The 17610-nt window shown below is 64.4% G+C and carries 15 protein-coding genes; 7 read left to right on the forward strand and 8 right to left on the reverse strand.

Annotated elements, in window-relative coordinates; translation table 11 throughout:
* Positions 1 to 39 precede the first annotated feature (39 nt).
* Genes PSEMO_RS24670 through PSEMO_RS24685 form a run of 4 tightly spaced genes read left to right on the forward strand, consistent with a single transcriptional unit; the run spans position 40 to position 3181 of the window.
* Positions 40 to 1023: a DUF1852 domain-containing protein gene (locus PSEMO_RS24670; RefSeq protein ID WP_075805550.1), complete on the forward strand. Its 984-nt coding sequence runs from the start codon at positions 40 to 42 to the stop codon at positions 1021 to 1023.
* Positions 1024 to 1051: 28 nt separating this feature from the next.
* On the forward strand, positions 1052 to 2086 hold the full coding sequence (locus PSEMO_RS24675) for a methionine synthase (protein ID WP_075805551.1): 1035 nt from the start codon (positions 1052 to 1054) through the stop codon (positions 2084 to 2086).
* Between the two features lie 21 nt (positions 2087 to 2107).
* Positions 2108 to 2611 (forward strand): flavin reductase family protein, encoded by a 504-nt coding sequence (locus tag PSEMO_RS24680; protein ID WP_075805552.1) that lies wholly within the window; start codon positions 2108 to 2110, stop codon positions 2609 to 2611.
* Between the two features lie 30 nt (positions 2612 to 2641).
* Positions 2642 to 3181: a histidine phosphatase family protein gene (locus PSEMO_RS24685; RefSeq protein WP_075805553.1), complete on the forward strand. Its 540-nt coding sequence runs from the start codon at positions 2642 to 2644 to the stop codon at positions 3179 to 3181.
* Between the two features lie 20 nt (positions 3182 to 3201).
* On the opposite strand, the gene PSEMO_RS24690 is transcribed toward PSEMO_RS24685, so the two are convergent.
* From PSEMO_RS24690 to PSEMO_RS24700, 3 genes are all read right to left on the reverse strand, one after another.
* The gene (locus PSEMO_RS24690; protein ID WP_075805554.1) at positions 3202 to 5661 is read right to left on the reverse strand and encodes a TonB-dependent siderophore receptor; all 2460 of its coding nucleotides are present in this window, start codon (positions 5659 to 5661) and stop codon (positions 3202 to 3204) included.
* 87 nt (positions 5662 to 5748) lie between these two features.
* Positions 5749 to 6690, reverse strand: coding sequence for a FecR domain-containing protein (locus tag PSEMO_RS24695; RefSeq protein ID WP_075805555.1), 942 nt, complete (start codon positions 6688 to 6690; stop codon positions 5749 to 5751).
* Entirely contained in the window at positions 6687 to 7172 is a 486-nt protein-coding gene (locus tag PSEMO_RS24700) for a sigma-70 family RNA polymerase sigma factor (RefSeq protein WP_075805622.1), read from the reverse strand. The genes PSEMO_RS24695 and PSEMO_RS24700 overlap by 4 nt, the downstream gene beginning before the upstream one ends.
* Positions 7173 to 7401: 229 nt before the next feature.
* Here PSEMO_RS24700 and PSEMO_RS24705 point away from each other — a divergent pair, with 229 nt between their 5' ends.
* Together PSEMO_RS24705 and PSEMO_RS24710 are read left to right on the forward strand one after the other, a co-directional pair.
* Positions 7402 to 9255, forward strand: coding sequence for an ABC transporter ATP-binding protein (locus tag PSEMO_RS24705; protein WP_075805556.1), 1854 nt, complete (start codon positions 7402 to 7404; stop codon positions 9253 to 9255).
* A 23-nt stretch (positions 9256 to 9278) separates the two neighbouring features.
* Positions 9279 to 10010: a carbon-nitrogen hydrolase family protein gene (locus PSEMO_RS24710; protein ID WP_075805557.1), complete on the forward strand. Its 732-nt coding sequence runs from the start codon at positions 9279 to 9281 to the stop codon at positions 10008 to 10010.
* A gap of 220 nt (positions 10011 to 10230) precedes the next feature.
* Here the strand turns inward: PSEMO_RS24710 and gabP are convergent, their stop codons facing one another.
* Positions 10231 to 11631, reverse strand: a complete 1401-nt coding sequence (gene gabP / locus PSEMO_RS24715; protein WP_075805558.1) for a GABA permease — start codon at positions 11629 to 11631, stop codon at positions 10231 to 10233.
* A gap of 254 nt (positions 11632 to 11885) precedes the next feature.
* Complete coding sequence (locus PSEMO_RS24720; protein ID WP_075805559.1) at positions 11886 to 13109, reverse strand: DUF1444 family protein; 1224 nt, start codon at positions 13107 to 13109, stop codon at positions 11886 to 11888.
* A 207-nt stretch (positions 13110 to 13316) separates the two neighbouring features.
* Between PSEMO_RS24720 and yghU the strand changes: the two genes are divergently transcribed.
* Positions 13317 to 14156: a glutathione-dependent disulfide-bond oxidoreductase gene (gene yghU, locus PSEMO_RS24725; RefSeq protein ID WP_075805560.1), complete on the forward strand. Its 840-nt coding sequence runs from the start codon at positions 13317 to 13319 to the stop codon at positions 14154 to 14156.
* A gap of 21 nt (positions 14157 to 14177) precedes the next feature.
* Here the strand turns inward: yghU and PSEMO_RS24730 are convergent, their stop codons facing one another.
* The 3 genes from PSEMO_RS24730 to PSEMO_RS24740 form a co-directional block, all read right to left on the reverse strand.
* A complete protein-coding gene (locus PSEMO_RS24730; protein WP_075805561.1) occupies positions 14178 to 15344 on the reverse strand; it encodes an MFS transporter in 1167 nt (388 codons plus the stop codon).
* Positions 15345 to 15607: 263 nt separating this feature from the next.
* Complete coding sequence (locus PSEMO_RS24735; RefSeq protein ID WP_075805623.1) at positions 15608 to 16669, reverse strand: dihydroorotate dehydrogenase; 1062 nt, start codon at positions 16667 to 16669, stop codon at positions 15608 to 15610.
* A gap of 8 nt (positions 16670 to 16677) precedes the next feature.
* Positions 16678 to 17610: a DUF6282 family protein gene (locus tag PSEMO_RS24740; RefSeq protein ID WP_075805562.1), complete on the reverse strand. Its 933-nt coding sequence runs from the start codon at positions 17608 to 17610 to the stop codon at positions 16678 to 16680.

Here is a 17610-nt window from a genome sequence, read left to right on the forward strand (position 1 = left end):
ATGCGCCCTATCGAGACAGCTACAGGGCGCAGGACCGCGATGAACAACGAATTCAGCTTCACCATCAAGAGTATTGATTTCGACGAGAACTATCAGCCCGCCGACAATACCCGCATTACCACCAACTTTGCCAATCTGGCCCGTGGCACCCGCCGCCGGGAGAACCTGCGTAACACCCTGCGCATGATCGACAACCGCTTCAATGCCCTGGCGCACTGGGACAACCCGCAAGGCGATCGCTACGCGGTCGAGCTCGAGATCATCTCCGTCGCGATGAATATCGACGGCAACCGCCGTATTGAAGCGCTGCCACTGATCGAAATCCTCAAGACCAACATCATCGACCGGAAGACCGGCGAGCGTAGCGAAGGCATCGTCGGCAACAACTTCTCGTCCTATGTCCGTGATTACGACTTCAGCGTGTTGCTGCTGGGGCACAACAAGGGGCAGGCCGGGTTCAGTACCCCGGAGGACTTCGGCGACCTGCACGGCAAGCTGTTCAAGTGCTTCGTGAACTCCAGCGCCTACAGTGCGCATTTCGCCAAGCAGCCGGTCATCTGCCTGAGCGTATCGAGCAGCAAGACCTACCACCGTACCGAAAACCAGCACCCGGTGCTGGGCTTCGAGTACCAGCAGGACGAGTACTCCCTGACCGACGACTACTTCCGCAAGATGGGCCTGAAGGTGCGCTACTTCATGCCGCCGAACAGTGTTGCGCCGCTGGCGTTCTACTTCTCCGGCGATCTGCTTGGCGACTACACCAATCTTGAGCTGATCAGCACCATCGCCACCATGGACACCTTCCAGAAGATCTATCGTCCGGAAATCTACAACGCCAATTCCGCGGCCGGTAAGTCCTACCAGCCGAGCCTGAAGCACGAGGATTATTCATTGACCCGGATCGTCTACGACCGGGAAGAGCGCACCCGCCTGGCCATCGAGCAGGGCAAGTTCGCCGAAGAGCAGTTCATCAAGCCTTACCAGGCTGTTCTTCAGCAATGGTCCGCCAGCCACGCCTTCTGAATAATCGAAACGACAAGGTCATCTGTTCATGAAAAAACTGCTTCCAACTTCCACTGCCGGCAGCCTGCCAAAACCTTCCTGGCTGGCCCAGCCCGAAACCCTTTGGTCTCCCTGGAAACTCGAAGGCGAGGAACTGCTCCAGGGCAAGCAGGACGCCCTGCGCCTGGCGTTGCAGGAACAGCTACACGCGGGCATCGATATCGTCAGCGACGGCGAGCAGACCCGCCAGCACTTCGTCACGACCTTTATCGAGCACCTCGAAGGCGTCGATTTCGAGAAACGAGAAACCGTGCGCATCCGTGACCGTTATGACGCCAGCGTGCCGACCGTGGTGGGCGCGGTTTCGCGGAAGAAACCGGTGTTCGTCGAGGATGCGAGGTTTCTCCGCGAACAGACCGGGCAACCGATCAAGTGGGCGCTGCCTGGCCCGATGACCATGATCGACACGCTCTACGATGCCCATTACAAGAGCCGCGAAAAACTCGCCTGGGAGTTCGCGAAGATCCTCAACCAGGAGGCCCGCGAGCTGGAAGCGGCAGGCGTCGATATCATCCAGTTCGATGAACCGGCCTTCAACGTGTTCTTCGATGAAGTGAACGAATGGGGCGTCGCCACCCTGGAGCGGGCCATCGAAGGCCTGAAATGCGAGACCGCCGTGCATATCTGCTACGGCTACGGCATCAAGGCCAACACCGACTGGAAGAAGACCCTGGGTTCGGAATGGCGCCAATACGAAGAGGCCTTCCCCAGGCTGCAGAAGTCCAGCATCGATATCGTCTCGCTGGAGTGCCACAACTCCCATGTGCCGATGGAACTGATCGAGCTGATCCGCGGCAAAAAGGTGATGGTCGGCGCCATCGACGTGGCCAACCACGCCATCGAAACGCCGGAGGAGGTTGCCAACACCCTGCGCAAGGCCCTGCAGTTCGTCGATGCCGACAAGCTCTATCCGTGCACCAACTGCGGCATGGCGCCGCTGCCGCGCCAGGTGGCGCGGGGCAAGCTCAACGCTTTGAGCGCGGGCGCGGAGATCGTCCGCAAAGAACTGCTCAACCAGTATTGATCCAGGCTGTCGAGACCTGTCATGTCACTTTTCAGTACCGCCATCGAGCCGCTGCATTTCCGTGAGGCGCTTGGGCACTACGCCTCCGGAATCACGGTAATCACCTCACTCATCGATGACGAGCCGGTCGGCTTCACCTGCCAGTCGTTCTACAGCGTGTCGGTGAATCCGCCGCTAGTGTCCTTCAGCGTGATGGCCGGTTCGGGGAGCTATCCGAGAATTCGCCAGGCGGGGCGCTTCGCGGTGAATATCCTCTCGGGCGCGCAGGTGGGAATTTCGAACCAGTTCGCCCGGCGTGGCATGGACAAATGGCAGGGCGTGGAATGGCAGGATTCGCCCCTGGGCAATCCCTTGATCGCCGGCAGCCTGCACTGGCTCGATTGCGAGATCCACGCCGAACATGTTGCTGGCGATCACCTCATCGTCATCGGTGAAGTCAAGGCGTTGAGCCCGGTACAAACCGACGTTGCGCAGCCCTTGCTGTACTTCAAGGGGGAATACTGCAATCTTGCCGCACACGCCTGATACGCGCGTTCGTTCAAACAAGGGTTTCCCATGAAAAGCACCACGCTGAGCCTGATCTGCCACGCCCCGACGGAGGCCCAGCGGGTGGGGCGTTTCCCGGGGGCTGACGAAACTCCCCGCGACGTGGCGCAGGTGCGGCTATCGCTGCCTGTGGCCGACCACGTGCTGGTCGCGCCGGAGCTGCGTGCCCGGCAGACCGCCGAGGCCCTGGGCTTGCGAGGGCAGGTGGATGACGAGCTACGCGACTGCGATTTCGGGCGCTGGCAGGGCATGTTGCTCAAGCACCTGGAGGCGCAGGAGCCGGAGGCGCTGCAGCAGTGGCTCGGCGACCCGTGCGCCGCGCCTCACGACGGCGAGTCGATCGAGCATGTGTGCCAGCGTGTGGCACGCTGGGTGGAGGGCATGGCGCGGGGGGGCAGTTGGCAGGTGGTGACCCACCCGATGGTGGTCAGGGCGGCACTGATCCATGTGCTGGGCTGTCCGCTGGACACCTTCCACCGAATCGATGTGCCGCCATTGTCCGTGGTGCAACTCAGCCACTATGGACGCTGGCGGTTCAAGGCCGGCTGAACGAAGGCTAGCGCTTGGCCTCAGAAGTCATACTTCACCGACAACATCATGTTCCGCGGCTCCCCGTACACATTGCTCGGCACCGTGACCGAGGAGCTCAGCGAGTTATAGTACTTTTTGTCGAACGCGTTGTTCAGGTTCAGCTGCGCATCGATATGCTCGGTCGGCTTGAAGCCCAGCATGAGGTCCACCAGCGTGTAGCCATCCTGCTCCACCAGGTAGGTCGTGCCTTTGTTGTAGATACGGTTCTGGTGGTAGAGCGAACTGCCGACGCGCCACTGATCGAGCATGCCCGGCAACCTATAGGTGGTACTCAGCTTGAACAGGTGGCGCGGGATGTCGGTGTCGAACAGACGGCCCTCGTTGGCCTTGTTGGCATCCTTGCGGTACTTGGCCTCGGTGAAGGTGTAGCCAGCGCCCATTTGCCAGTCGGGGGTGAGCTGCCCCTGGAGTTCCAGCTCGATGCCCTGGCTGCGCACTTTGCCTGCGGCCTCATAGCATGAGGTGGTGGGATAGCTCGGGCACAGGCTCTGGTCGGTGATAGTCTTGGCGCGGTTTTCCTGGTCCAGCTGGAAAATGGCCGCCGAGGCGTTCAGGCCGCCGTCGAAATACTCGCCCTTGATACCCAGTTCGTAGTTCTTGCCGGTGATGGGCGCGATGATCGAGCCCGAGGTGTCGAAGTAGCTCTGCGGCTTGAAGATATCGGTGTAGCTGACATAGACCGAGTGATGGGGGGCCAGGTCATAGACCAGGCCCGCATATTTGGTCACGTGGCGGTTGACCTTGAGTTCGGTCGAGGTGCCTTTGTAGGGGGCGCTGGTGTTGTTTTCGTACCAGTCCAGGCGGCTGCCGAGGATCAGTTTCAACGGCTCGGCCAGGCTCCAGCGGGTGGTCGCATAGACGCTGTTGAGCTTGGCGTTGGTGTTCTGCCAGGCGTACTTGCTTTGGCTGTCGATCTTCCGGGTGTTGCCGTCCCAGTTGTAGGGATCGATGTTGCTATGCAGCAGGACATTGGTCGGCACATCGCCATTGAACACCACGCGGCGATGGCTGGCGCCGAGCACCAGTTCGTGATCGCGGTCCAGCAGGCGGAAGGGACCGCTGGCATAGGCATCGAAGCTGTTCTGGGTTTCCCGGTAGTGGCCGGCGCCGACGAACTGGTCGTAGGTTCGGGTGGCAGTGCGCCCCAGGATATAGGTGCCCAGCATGTCCAGGTCGGCCCAGGTCCGCGTGGCCGACACATTGAGTTTCCAACCGTTGTCCAGGGCGTGCTCGATGGCGGCATAGGCCGACGTGCTGGTCTTGTTCCAGTATTCCCAGTCATTGCTCAGCGAGGTGGAGCGCGACAGCTTCAGGTCGCTGCCGTCGAAGCCTACGGGCAGGCCGGTCCAGCCGTTGCCGTTGTAGTTGTCCTGCTGGCGCGAGGCACTCAGGGTCAGGGTGGTGCTGTCGTTCAGGTCTGCCTCGAGAATCCCGTAGAACAGGCTGCGCTCGTTATCCAGCGCGTCGCGGAAGCTGCCCTGGGTCTGGTAGGCACTGACCAGCCGGCCGCGCACCGTACCGTTGTCGGTCAGCGGACCGGACAGGTCGACATCGGTGCGGTAGCGGTCCCAGGTACCGGCGCTGCCCTGGATGCTGGCCTGGAAGGCAGGAGTGGGCCGCTTGCGAATCAGGTTGATGGCTGCCGCCGGGTTGCCCGCGCCCTGCATCAGGCCGGTGGCGCCGCGCACGACTTCGACCCGGTCGTACAGGGCCATGTCGGCGGACAGCAGGTCCTGGGACAACTGCGAACTGTCGAGGCTGGTGGGCAGGCCGTCGTACATGAGGTTGTCGAGGGCAAAGCCCCGGGCGTAATAGGTAGAGCGCTCCGGGCCGGTACGGCGGATGACCATGCCCGGGGTGTTCTGCACCACGTCGTTGAGGTCGGCCAGGGCCTGGTCGTCGAGGCGCTGGCGGGTCATCACCGTGACGCTTTGCGGGGTTTCCCGCAGTGACATCGCCAGTTTGGTCGCAGTCTTTTGCGCGCCGGTGGTGTAGGAGCCAGTACCTTCGGTGATATCGCCAAGGCGTTGGGCTTCGATGCTGGTGGCGCCCAGTTGCACGACGGAGGCCTCGCTGCTGATGGTTTCAAGCAGGTAGTTGTCGCCCGTCCTGAGCACCTGCAGTCCTGAGCCGCGCAGCAGCACGGCGAAGCCCTGGTCCACGCTGTAGTTGCCCTGCAGGCCTGGTGTCTGGCGGCCATGGGTCAAGGCGGCATCGAACGACAGCACCACGCCGGCTTCGCGGGCGAACTGGTTCAGGGCGCTGCCCAGGGCACCCGGGGCGATGCTGTAGGTGCGTGATGGCTGTTCGGCGTAGGCCTGGCCAGCGTCGCCCAGCAGCGGCTGGATGATCCCGGCCTGCAGGGCGACGGCGGCGCCCAGCAGCAACCTGGGCAGGGTCGGACCAGGGGTGATCAGGGGGCGGATAAAGCGTGGCATGACGGCTCCTTCGAAGGCCTGTTTCAGGCGGTTGTCAGGAGAGCACGGACAACTCGCGGAATCCGACAACGGACCTGCGAACTTTTTTCACGCTGCTGCAGTGAACCGCGTCCAGAAGCGGGTACGCGTGTGCATCTGGAGCTTGAGGGCCTGGGCGATGACCTGCAGCGTGCGGTCGATATCGTCGAGCGGATAGACCCCGGACACCCGCAGGCCGGCGATCGACTCGTCGCAGCGGATGAAGCCGCGGCGGTAACGTTCAAGCTCGGCAAGGGTGCGGTCCAGGCGCCAGTCGTCGACCACCAGGCGACCCTGGCTCCAGGCGCCCTGGCTGACGTCCGTGACGTGCGGCGCGGGCAGGGGGCCGGTGTCGAAGTCCAGGCCCATGCCGGCATCCACCCGCAGTGGCGTGCCGGCGCTGGCATTGCTGACGGCCACCGCATGTTCCAGCACGCTGAGGCGGGTGTGGTCGTCGAACAGGCGGATGCCGAAGCGGGTGCCCAGGGCGCGCATGTCACCGTGAGGACTGCGCACGCTGAGCGGGCGCGGGTCGGCGGCGGTCTCCACGAGGATTTCCCCGGCCCTCAGCAGGATCAGGCGCTGATCTGCGTCGTAGCGGATATCCACTGCGCTGCCGGTGTTGAGGAACAGGCGCGAGCCGTCGGCCAGCAGCAGGTTGCGGCGTTCGCCAATAGCGGTACGCAGATCGGCGAGCCATACCGGCGAGCGCTGGTAACCGCCCCACGCCAGGCCGGCCGCGCCCAACCCGAAGAGCATGCCCTTGAGCAGCGCGCGGCGTCCGCTGGCGCTGGCATCGGTACTCAGGGTGTATCGGGCCAGGCCGCCGGAAATCCCTTGCAGGCCGGCCTGCAGACGCTCCACCCGCTGCCAGGCCCAGGGATGCAACGGGTCGGCCAGCAACCAGTCCTGCAATTGCTCGCGGGTAGTTTGGCAGTGCGGCATGGCGCATAACCGGGCATGCCACTGTGCCGCCGCGCGCAGGGCCAGGTGGCGATCGGACAGGGTCATGCCTGCGAGTCCAGCTCGAAGAACAGGCAGCGCTCGGTGGCCTTGGCCATGTACTTGGTCACCGAGCTGACGCTCACGCCGAGGCGCGCGGCGACTTCGCCGTAGGCCATGCCGTCGAGCTGCACGTAGAAGAAGGCCTGGCGCACCTTGGTGTCCAAGCCGTCGAGCATCGCATCCAGCTGCAGCAGGGTTTCCATGACCATGATCCGGCGTTCGGGTGAGCACTCCTGCATCAAAGGCTCGTTGGCCAGGTATTCCAGGTACGACCTTTCCAATTGGCGACGGCGCAACTGGTCGATCATCAGGCGCTTGGCCACGGTCGCCAGGTAACTGCGTGGCTCTTGTGGAACGCGGGTCAGCGCACTGCTGATCAGGCGCACGAAGGTGTCCTGGGTCAGGTCCGCCGCCTGCTCGCGGTCGCCCAGGCGTCGGAGCAGCCAGCCCAGCAGCCATTGGTTGTGGTCGCGATAAAGGCCGTGCATGTCGTCGTGCAGGGAAGAGGGGGGCAGCGAGCCGTTGGACACCGGGAACTCCTTGAGCCCACTAACGCGGATAAGAATTGATCGCAATTGTACGCTTCGCCAAGGACTTTGCAATCACCAGGTTTCTGGCATGTCGTTCAACTTCCCGAGTTTCCTGGAACCAAAAACCCCCGCAAAGCCTCCATCAGATGGCAGACTCTCCCCACCACCACCTTTGTAGAGATGCTCCATGCTTCGTGTTTTCGAACGCCGCCTCGACCCATTCCCGCCTGACGAACTCCCGCCACCTCCCGTTGGCCTGCTGCGTTTCCTCTGGGCCTGCACCCGCGGCGCCCGGGGTTACGTGCTGCTTTTCGCCCTGTTGAGCGCCGCCGTTTCGATCTACGAAGCCTGGCTGTTTTCCTTCCTCGGCGAGGTCGTCGATCTGCTGTCCGCCTGGCAGGCCGGCGGTACGGCAGGCGAGCAGGAGAGCCGCGTGCTGTGGGGCATCGGCATCGTGCTGGTGACCAGCATCGGCCTGGTGGCGCTACGCACCATGGTTCAGCACCAGGTACTGGCGATCAACCTGCCGCTGCGCCTGCGCTGGGACTTCCACCGCCTGATGCTGCGCCAGAGCCTGTCGTTCTTCTCCGACGAGTTCTCCGGGCGGGTCACTACCAAGGTGATGCAGACCGCGCTGGCGGTGCGCGAAGTGCTGTTCACCCTGATCGAGATCCTTCCCGGCATCGGCGTGTACTTCATCGCGATCATCGCCCTGGCCGGCGGCTTCGCCCTCAAGCTGATGCTGCCGTTCATTGCCTGGATCGTCCTGTTCGGCCTGGCCATGCTGTATTTCGTGCCGCGCCTGGGCAAGGTCGGCCAGGAGCAGGCCAATGCGCGTTCGTCCATGACCGGGCGGGTGTCGGATGCCTACACCAATATCACCACGGTCAAGCTGTTCTCCCATTCCAAGCGCGAGGCGCATTTCGCCCGCGCGGCGATGGAGGACTTCAAGGAAACCGGCTTCCGCCAGATGCGCCTGGTCAGCCTGTTCGAGATCGTCAACCAGGCCCTGGTGGTCGGCCTGATCATCGGTGCCGGCGGCTATTCCCTGTGGCTCTGGCACCAGGGCGATGTCGGTACCGGCGCGGTGGCGGCGATCACCGCCATGGCCCTGCGCATCAACGGCATGTCGCACTGGATCATGTGGCAGATGACCTCGCTGTTCGAAAGCATCGGCACCGTGCAGGACGGCATGCAGACCCTGACCCTGGGCCCCAAGGTGGTGGATGCCGACGACGCCGGCGAGTTGAAGACCTCCGGCGGTGCGGTGAGCTTCGACAACGTGTGCTTCAACTACAACGGCGAGCGCCAGGTCCTCGATGGCCTGAGCCTGAACATCCGTCCGGGCGAGAAGATCGGCCTGGTGGGCCGCTCCGGCGCCGGCAAGTCGACCCTGATCAACCTGCTGCTGCGCTTCTACGATGTCGACAGCGGCACGATCCGCATCGATGGCCAGGACATTTCCAAAGTCACCCAGGACAGCCTGCGCAGCGCCATTGGCATGGTCACCCAGGACACCTCGCTGCTGCATCGCTCGATCCGCGACAACATCGCCTACGGCCGCCCGGAAGCTAGCGATGCGCAAGTCCGGGCGGCTGCGATCAACGCCCAGGCCGACGACTTCATCCGCCAGTTGAGCGACCGCCAGGGTCATAGCGGCTACGACACCCTGGTCGGCGAGCGCGGTATCAAGCTTTCCGGCGGCCAGCGCCAGCGCATCGCCATTGCCCGGGTGATGCTGAAGAACGCGCCGATCCTGCTGCTGGACGAAGCCACCAGCGCCCTAGACTCGGAAGTGGAGGTCGCCATCCAGGAAAGCCTCGACGAGATGATGCAGGGCAAGACCGTCATCGCCATCGCCCACCGGCTGTCTACCATTGCGGCCATGGATCGGTTGATCGTCATGGACAACGGTCAGATCATCGAGCAGGGCACCCACGCCGAACTGCTGGCGAAAAACGGCACCTACGCCCGGCTCTGGCAGCACCAGAGCGGTGGCTTCCTCGGTGAGGACCAGGGTGTGGTCGAGGCCGTGGAGTAATGACGGATTCACAAGGAGCTGCAATGAAACTGATCGCCGCACAGATCGCCTGCGTTCCTGGCGATGTCGAGCACAACCTCGACAAGCATGTCGATATCATCGAGATCGCCGCCAGCCTGGGGGCCGATGCCATCGTCTTTCCGGAACTGTCCCTGACCGGTTATGAACCGCGCCTGGCCGAGGTGCTGGCGATGCAGCCGGAGGACGAGCGGCTGGATGTCTTCCAGTGGCTGAGCGACCGTTTCGGCCTGCTGATCGCCGTGGGGGCGCCGATCCGCAAGGCCGGTGGCAACCGCATCGGCATGCTGGTGTTCCAGCCGGAGCTGCCGCGCAGCCTGTACTGCAAGCAGCGCCTGCATCCGGATGAGCTGCCGTTCTTCCTGCCGGGGGCCGGGCAAAGCCTGTTTACCCGCGGCGACTATCGTCTGGCCCCGGCCATCTGCTTCGAGTCGCTGCAAGCCGAGCATGCGCAACATGCCGCGCAGGCCGGAGCACAGGTGTATTTCACCAGCGTGGCCAAATCGCAGCGCGGGGTGGACAGCGCTTATGGGCATTACCCGATGATTGCCCGGGAGCATGGCATGACGGTACTGATGGCCAACTGCGTGGGGCGGGCGGATGACTCTATCGCGGCCGGGCAGTCGGGGGTGTGGAACGCCGAGGGCCTACTGGTGGCCGGGGCCGATGCGGTCAGCGAAGCGCTGGTGGTGTATGAGCTCGGGACCGGGGAGGGTGAGGTAATCGGGTTGCAGTGACGCCCGGGAAGCGATGAGGACTCTTTGCGGGCTGCGTTGTCATGCGCAGAACAGTGCTCGAGCACTGCGCTGGCTTGTCGGAGTGCCGAACCGTTCGCCATTCGCCATGCCGCCGACAGCCAGCCCGTCGCCAGCAATGACCACGCGCCGGGGCGTGCTGCCAACCGGCGCGTGGATATCCATCTGTTGCCTCAGGCCCAGGGCTGTGGGGCGTGAATCGTCAGGCCTGGCCGCAGGCCTGCGCACCGAGCCCCTGCCGGCGTGAACGCATCACCCCCAGCAACGCAATGCCCCCCGCCAACGCCAGCGTCGCCGTCACTTCCAGGCGGTGCGCCGGCATCACGAACATCACCCCCAGGGCGAACACGATAAAGGCGATCACCGCCAGGGTCAGCCAGGGGAACAGCCACATGCGGAACTCCAGCGCCTTGCCTTCACGGCGCAGGATGCCGCGCATGCGCAGTTGCGAGCAGGCGATCACCAGGTACACCAGCAGGGCGATCGACCCGGACGTGGCCAGCAGGAACTGGAACACGTGGGCCGGGGCGAAATAGTTGACCACCGTGGCGAGCATGCCGATCAGGGTGCTGGCGATCACTGCTGCGCGCGGTACGCCGCGGGATGAAGTGCGTTGCAGCAGCGCCGGGGCGTCGCCGCGTTTGCCGAGGGAGAAGACCATCCGCGAGGAGATGTAGATTGACGAGTTCAGGCAACTGGCGACCGCCACCAGCACCACCGCGTCCACCAGCAGCTTGGCGTAGGGAATCTGCATGATTTCCAGGGCGCGCTGGTAGGAGCCCTGGACCGGCAGCAGCGGGTCGTTCCACGGCACGATGGAAATGATCACGAAGATCGACAGCAGGTAGAACACGCTGATCCGCCAGATCACCGAGCGGGTGGCGCGGGCGATGTTGCCGGCGGGGTTGCTGGACTCCGAGGCGGCGATGGTCACGGCTTCGGTGCCCATGAAGCTGAACATGGTGGTGAGCAGGGCGCCGATGATCGCGGTCCAGCCGTTGGGCAGGAAGCCGCCCTGGGTCTGCAGGAGCTGGTTCAGGCCGCTGACCTCGCGACCTGGCAGGCCGCCGAGCAGGGCGAAGAAGCCCAGGCCGATGAAGGCCACGATGGCGATGATCTTGAGCATGGCGAACCAGAACTCGAACTCGCCGTACTTGCCGACGCTGGCCAGGTTGGTGGTGGTCAGGGCCACGGTCAGGCCGAGGGCGAACAGCCAGGCATCGACCTGCGGGAACCAGGCATTGAGTACCACGCCGGCGGCGATGGCTTCGATGGGGATCACCAGCACCCAGAACCACCAGTACAGCCAGCCGATGCTGAACCCGGCCCAGCGCCCGATGGCGCGGTCGGCGTAGGTGGAGAAGGAGCCGGTATCGGGGCTGGCGACCGCCATTTCCCCGAGCATGCGCATCACCAGCACCACCAGGGAGCCGGCCATGACGTAGGCGAGAATGGCGGCGGGGCCGGCGGCGGCAATGGCATGTCCGGAACCGACGAACAGTCCGGCGCCGATCACCCCGGCGATGGACAGCATGGTGACATGGCGCGGTTTGAAACCCTGCGCCAGTTGTGCACGATCACGCGACGTGGAGGGTGTATTCATCCTGAAGGCCTTTTGTTATTGGACTTGTTATGCAATGGCACTGAAGGACTGCGCTCGGGCACGCAGCGCAGCCCTGTGCCGAAGCTAGGCCGTTACGGAAGGTGTCTGTTGCCTGGGTTTGCCGCGTTCATTGCTGAAAGCGACATTGGCATGCCGGAGGGCGGTGCTGCGGCGAACACAATTCTGTGGCTCGCCCAGCTCCCTGTGTGGAGCTGGCTTGCCAGCGATGAGGCCTGGAGGACGACGAAGCCTGTTCAGCCAAGCACCGCCATCTGCCCCAACTGCTCCGGCAAGGGAAACCCCAAGGTCCGATACCGCGGCGGATACAGGCTGACCTGCTCCAGCAAGCCACCGGCCTTGCTCTCCAGCTCCGCCCATGCCACCAGCCGCGTATTGCTCACCCCGTCCGGCCCCAGTTCCACCAGGGCCACCCGGTCAGTGCGCGGCAGCAGGCTGTTTACCGTCTGCGTCCAACTGCACATGGAGAAGGTGCGACCACCGCTGTCAGCCAGTTCGTAGAGCATGTAGCTGGCGACGAACAGGTCCTCGCTGCGCGCTTCGTGGAGCTTGTCGAGCAGTTCCTTCTGCGCGTGATAGGCGCCTTGCAGCAGCAGGTGGTCGAGGGTGGCGAGGCGGGCGAGCAGCATGTCGTCACTGGATTTGAACGCCACTACGCGCTGGTCCTGGTAAGTGAAGATCTGGCTGGACACCGGGCGGCCGTTTTCCTGGGCCTTGAAGCTCAGCTCGACCATCTGCCGCAACGCCGCCGGGTCATGGTCGCCGGCCACCAGCAGAACGTCGTTGGTGGGGATCATGAACACCGGCTGCCCCTTGATCGGCGCCCGTTGCAGGACATCCGGGAGCAAGGCGCGGCTGACGTCGTAACCATCGTTCCAGCGGCCGATGTACAGGCCCGGGACGATCTCCTCGAACGCTTCGGGCGTGCTCGCCCGGAGGTTGTCGCGGGCGATGCCCAAGGCATCGTCCATGCTCAGGCCCCAGCCTGGTTCCGGGCCCTTGGTCAGGGTCGAGGTGGATTCCGGATGGTCGATGGCCAGGAGGATCACGCAGTCCTTGCCGAGGCTGCGGTGGATCACCTCGTAGCCGGCGCCGCCGGCTTCGCTGCGCAGATGGTGCAGGCGCACCTCTTCGAGCATGGCCAGGTTGCGGATCACCGGGCGCAGCAGCGGGCGCACCTCGTCGAGGCTGCGCGCGGCCTTGTCCCGCGAACGTAGCAGGGTCGCCACGTAGCCTTCGAGCACCGCGCTCTGTTTCGGGCGCTCGGCGTTTCGATAATCGCGAAAGGCGTTGTGCAGGTTGAAGTAGGCGCCATCGCCGTGGCGCAGCCGGAACTCGTCCGGCAGGTAGTCCAGCGGCTCTCGATAACCTGCGCTGCGGGCGGCTTCGATCATCTTGCGGGCGAAGCCGTGTTCGTCGAGGGGGCGGTTGAAGACTTTGTCGAGCAGGGCGCCGAGCACGTGGGGCTCCTCCGTGAGTGGCAGTGGTCCATGACCCCGCGCGGCAACAGCGCGAGCCTGTAGATGACCGTGTTCAGCGAGGGAAATTCACTCATAGGGGCAAACCCGTCCCGGGCAATCCTTCCAAAAACTGAACCCGGGCTTGCCTCGCGCTGCCGAAATCCCTGATAAAGACTCGTTTCCGAGCCGATCAAGGAGGGCTTTTCCGTGTCAGACAAACCCTATACCCCGCCCAGGGTCTGGACCTGGGACAAGGCCAGCGGTGGCCAGTTCGCCAACATCAACCGGCCGATCGCCGGTGCGACCCATGAGCGCGAACTGCCCCAGGGCCGCCATCCGCTGCAGCTGTATTCCCTGGCCACACCTAACGGCGCCAAGGTCGGCATCCTGCTCGAGGAGTTGCTCGCGGCCGGCTTCAAGGATGCCGAGTACGACGCCTGGCTGATCCGCATCGGCGAGGGCGACCAGTTCGGCAGCGGCTTCGTCGAGCTCAATCCCAACTCGAAAATCCCGGCGCTGCTGGACACCCGGCAGAAACCGGCGGTGCGCCTGTTCGAGTCCGGCTCGATCCTGCTGTACCTGGCCGACTCCTTCGGCGCCTTCATCCCCAAGGACCCGGCCAGGCGCGCCGAATGCCTGAACTGGCTGTTCTGGCAGATGAGCGGCGCCGGTTTCGTCGGTGGCGGCTTCGGGCATTTCTATGCCTATGCGCCGGAAAAGTTCGAGTACCCGATCAACCGCTACACCATGGAGGTCAAGCGCCTGCTCGACGTGCTGGACCGGCAATTGGCGGAAAACCGCTATGTCGCCGGGGACGAATACAGCATCGCCGATATCGCCTGCTGGCCCTGGTTCGGCGAAATGCTGCGCAACAAGGTGTATGGCGCTGCCGAATTCCTCGACGCTGCCAGCTACACCCATGTGCTGCGCTGGGCCAACGAGATTGCCGAGCGCCCGGCGGTCAAGCGCGGGCAGCGGGTGAACAAGACCTGGGGGGATGAGGCGGAGCAGTTGCCGGAGCGGCATGCGGCGAGTGATTTCGACTGATCGTCGCGGCGAGCGCAGTGGTCAGGTTCTGCAAGCCAGTCGCCAGGCCACCCAGCGCCCACCACTCACGAGCCAGACCACACCGGCAATCACCCCGACGCTGACCTGCATCCCCTGCACCCCGCCATGGCTGATCAGCTTGCCGGCGACGAAGGGGAAGCCGAACACTCCGATGAAATACGACAGGCTGAACAGCAGCAAGGCCTGCGCCGTCAGGCCCTGGGGCGCTTCATTGGCGGCGAGGCCGTTGATCACCGAGTAGTTCAGGCCATAGCCGACGCCGAGCAGTGCTGCCATCAACAGATAGCCGACGCTGTCATGTACCCAGCCGCCAAAGCCCAGTACCGCCAGGAGCATCAGGCTGGTCAGCACCCAGGCGCTGGCGAACGGATTGCGCTTGACCACCCAGCCGGCGATCAGCAGCCGACAGCAGATCGCCGCGCCCATGAAGCCGATGAAGAACAGCGAATAATCCAGCCCCAGGCTCGCCGCGTAGCTGGTCTGGAAGCTGCCCATGCCGCCGAAGATCGCGCCGCCGAGGCCGACCAGCAGGATCGAGAATGCCGAGCGTGAGCCCAGTACCCGGCCGGTGGCGGCGAGGCTGATCTGCTCCCGTTCGGCGGGTTTCTGTCCGTCCAGGCCTGCACCAAGGCGCCAGAAATAGATGGCGCTCAAGGTCGCCGCCACGGCGGCACCGAAGAATGCGGTTTGCACCGGCAGGCCGCCGAGGCTGGCCAGCTTGCCCAGCAACGGTCCGCTGCCGATGCCGCTGAGCATGCTGCCGGAAAGCAGGGCGAAGCAGTGGGTGCGGCGCGCGGGCTCGACCATGGCCGCGACCATGATCGGGCCAAGGGTGTAGAAAATGCCCCAGCCAATGCCGAGCAGCACGCCGCAGCCCAGCAGGGCATTGCCCAGGCCGGGCACCAGGGCGAAGCCCAGCGAGGCCAGGACCAGTGAGACCGCTGCCCAGGCCACGCCACGGGCAGCGCCGATGCGCTGCATCAGGTGGCCGGAAAGCAGGACTGCGACCAGGGTAGTGCACATGGCCACGGCGAACACCTGGCCGGCGTCGCGCTCGTTACCGCCGAAAGAGTGCACCAGCAGCGACAGGAGGAAGGTCGCACCGTAGGAAATGGACAGCAGGAAGCAGGCGATGCAGAACAGGGTGAAGCGGGAACTGGCGGACATTGATACCTTCCGGGTCGGGGGAAGGTGTCGTTCTAGCATGGGCGGGGTGGGGGATTGTCATGGGAATGGTGGAGTTGAGTCAGGCAGATATTAATCTGTCGTTCGCCCGGGCCTCATCGCTGGCAAGCCAGCTCCCACAGGTATCGCGTGCGCCGCTGAACCTGTGGGAGCTGGCTTGCCAGCGATGAGGCCCTGAAGAACACTCTCAACCTCTCAGGGTGCCAGCATCCGCCAACTCTCAGTGATCTCCCGACACAACCGCTTCACTCGGGAGACCCCGTCGGCTTTGGGGCGAAGCCCTGCCACCAGCCCGGTCGGTCGGCCTGTTGCTGGTAGCTCTCGACCCGATCCGCCGCACTGCCGAGCAAGGCCTCGACACTGCTGTCGCGACTGGCGACGTAGGCATCCAGCTCCTCGACGGCCCGGCTCAGGACTTCATAGCCGCCGGTAAACACCGCCGACGTCATCTCCGTGGCACAGGCCCCGGCCAACAGGAAGCGCGCCACATCCAGCCCGTTGCGCGCACCATTGGTGGCGATCAGCGGATAGTCATCGGCCATGGCCTTGCGCGTCAGCATCAGCCAGCGCGCCGTGAGGGGCAGGGCCCAGGCACCGCCGATGGCGGCACTGGTGCCCAGCAGCGGCAAACCGGTGTCGAGGTCCGGCAGGAAGCCCATGAAGCGCCCCATCATCACCACGCTGTCAGCCCCGCCACGGCGTGCCGCCTGGGCCAGGCCGACGACATCCTCGCTTTGCCCGGTGAGCTTGATCCACAGCGGCAGGCGGGTCGCTTCGCGGATCCTGCGGACGATCGTCTCGATCCGCGCCGCGCCACGTTCCAGGACGATGGCGCCCTTGGCCGCTTCCTCGCCATGGGGCGCACCGATATTCAGCTCCAGCACCCGCAACCCGGCCTGCTCGATGCGCCGGGCAAATTCGGCGCATTGCTCCAGGTCGCTGAGGATCAGGCTCGGCACCACATAGCTGTCCAGCATCCGCGCTTCGCGGTCGAGCCCGGCCAGTTCTTCCAGCCACTGGTCGAAGTCCCGCTGGACCAGCCCGGAGCGCCCGAACAGATGGGCATCGGCCGGCGGCGCGAAGTTCCACGGCAGGCGCCGCCAGTGGCTGTCCAGCAGCACGTAGTCGGTCTTGTCCAGCTGGGCCTTGGCGGCCTGGGACTCGTTGGTGGATTTCGCCACCACCGCCCCGGCGCCGCTGTGCAGGGCGGCGCGGATCGCCTCGGCGGTCATGGTCTGCTCGCCGGCGCCGCAGATCACCGGGTTCTTCAGGGTCAGGTTGCCGATGCGGGTGGTGAGTCGGGTCATGACGGCGCTCACAGGTTCATCAGCCGGGCGGCGTTGCCGGAGATCATCTTGCGGATATCGGCGTCGCTGTATTCCAGGTCGAGCAACTGGCCGATCACGTTGCGGAAACCGTCGGCGATGCTCGGGTTGCCCTGCTGGCCAAGGTCGGAACCGAGGATGGTGAGGTCGATGGTGCCGGCCTCGATCACCTGGCGCAGGAAGGTGTCGTCATAGAACTTGAACTTGGAGCCCGGGACCCACATGCACATCGAGTGCTCCATGAACACGCCTTCCCTGGCCAGCTGGCGCATGTCGTCGAGGGTGGCGTCCACGACATAAGTCGGGTGGTTGACCAGCAGGCGCTTGACCCCGCGCTTGCGCGCTTCCTCGAACAGCGGCCAGATCTCGCGGATATTCAGGTGCCCGGCGGAGAGCACCACGTCCTGGGCGGCGATCAGGTCGAGGATGGCCTTGACCTCTTCCTTCAGCTTGCCGTCGTCATCGAGCACGGTCAGCGGGATCGGCTGCAGCATGCGCTGGGTGGTCTGGGGGAATTTCTCGACGAACTTCACGTCCTGGTGATGGTGGGCAATGTGGTTGGCCGAGGAGAAGGTCGGCATCCACACCAGCTTGGCGCCCAGGTTCAGGCCGTGCTCCACCGCATGCACGTTGAGGCCGCCCACCGAGTTGTTCAGCGGCACGCCGGAGAGCATGTGCACGTCGAGTTCACTGAAGTGCTTGTTGAGCAGGGTGGTGACCGGCGTGCAACTGTAGTAGTGGTCCTTGAGCAACACGGCCTTGAGCCCGGCCTCGGAGGCTTCGCGCATGGCTTCGATATGGTCGCAGTAGCGCGGCATCACCGAAGGGCCGCTGTGGCAGTGCAGGTCGATGGCGCCGCGCAGCAGGTCGTTGATGCGGGCCTGGCGTTCTTCGCTGGCAGTCGGGGTCAGGATGGCATTCAT

This window comes from Pseudomonas putida (assembly GCF_001941965.1).
Classification (GTDB): Bacteria; Pseudomonadota; Gammaproteobacteria; order Pseudomonadales; family Pseudomonadaceae; genus Aquipseudomonas; species Aquipseudomonas putida_L.

What these genes read in the sequence shown, in the direction of transcription:
- PSEMO_RS24710 (WP_075805557.1), top strand. Translation starts at nt 9,279, where the DNA reads ATGAAACTGATCGCCGCACAGATCGCCTGCGTTCCTGGCGATGTCGAG.
- gabP (WP_075805558.1), bottom strand. Translation starts at nt 11,631, where the DNA reads ATGAATACACCCTCCACGTCGCGTGATCGTGCACAACTGGCGCAGGGT.
- PSEMO_RS24740 (WP_075805562.1), bottom strand. Translation starts at nt 17,610, where the DNA reads ATGAATGCCATCCTGACCCCGACTGCCAGCGAAGAACGCCAGGCCCGC.
- PSEMO_RS24695 (WP_075805555.1), bottom strand. Translation starts at nt 6,690, where the DNA reads ATGACCCTGTCCGATCGCCACCTGGCCCTGCGCGCGGCGGCACAGTGG.
- PSEMO_RS24690 (WP_075805554.1), bottom strand. Translation starts at nt 5,661, where the DNA reads ATGCCACGCTTTATCCGCCCCCTGATCACCCCTGGTCCGACCCTGCCC.
- PSEMO_RS24670 (WP_075805550.1), top strand. Translation starts at nt 40, where the DNA reads ATGAACAACGAATTCAGCTTCACCATCAAGAGTATTGATTTCGACGAG.
- PSEMO_RS24675 (WP_075805551.1), top strand. Translation starts at nt 1,052, where the DNA reads ATGAAAAAACTGCTTCCAACTTCCACTGCCGGCAGCCTGCCAAAACCT.
- PSEMO_RS24680 (WP_075805552.1), top strand. Translation starts at nt 2,108, where the DNA reads ATGTCACTTTTCAGTACCGCCATCGAGCCGCTGCATTTCCGTGAGGCG.
- PSEMO_RS24735 (WP_075805623.1), bottom strand. Translation starts at nt 16,669, where the DNA reads ATGACCCGACTCACCACCCGCATCGGCAACCTGACCCTGAAGAACCCG.
- PSEMO_RS24700 (WP_075805622.1), bottom strand. Translation starts at nt 7,172, where the DNA reads ATGCACGGCCTTTATCGCGACCACAACCAATGGCTGCTGGGCTGGCTG.
- PSEMO_RS24730 (WP_075805561.1), bottom strand. Translation starts at nt 15,344, where the DNA reads ATGTCCGCCAGTTCCCGCTTCACCCTGTTCTGCATCGCCTGCTTCCTG.
- PSEMO_RS24705 (WP_075805556.1), top strand. Translation starts at nt 7,402, where the DNA reads ATGCTTCGTGTTTTCGAACGCCGCCTCGACCCATTCCCGCCTGACGAA.
- PSEMO_RS24685 (WP_075805553.1), top strand. Translation starts at nt 2,642, where the DNA reads ATGAAAAGCACCACGCTGAGCCTGATCTGCCACGCCCCGACGGAGGCC.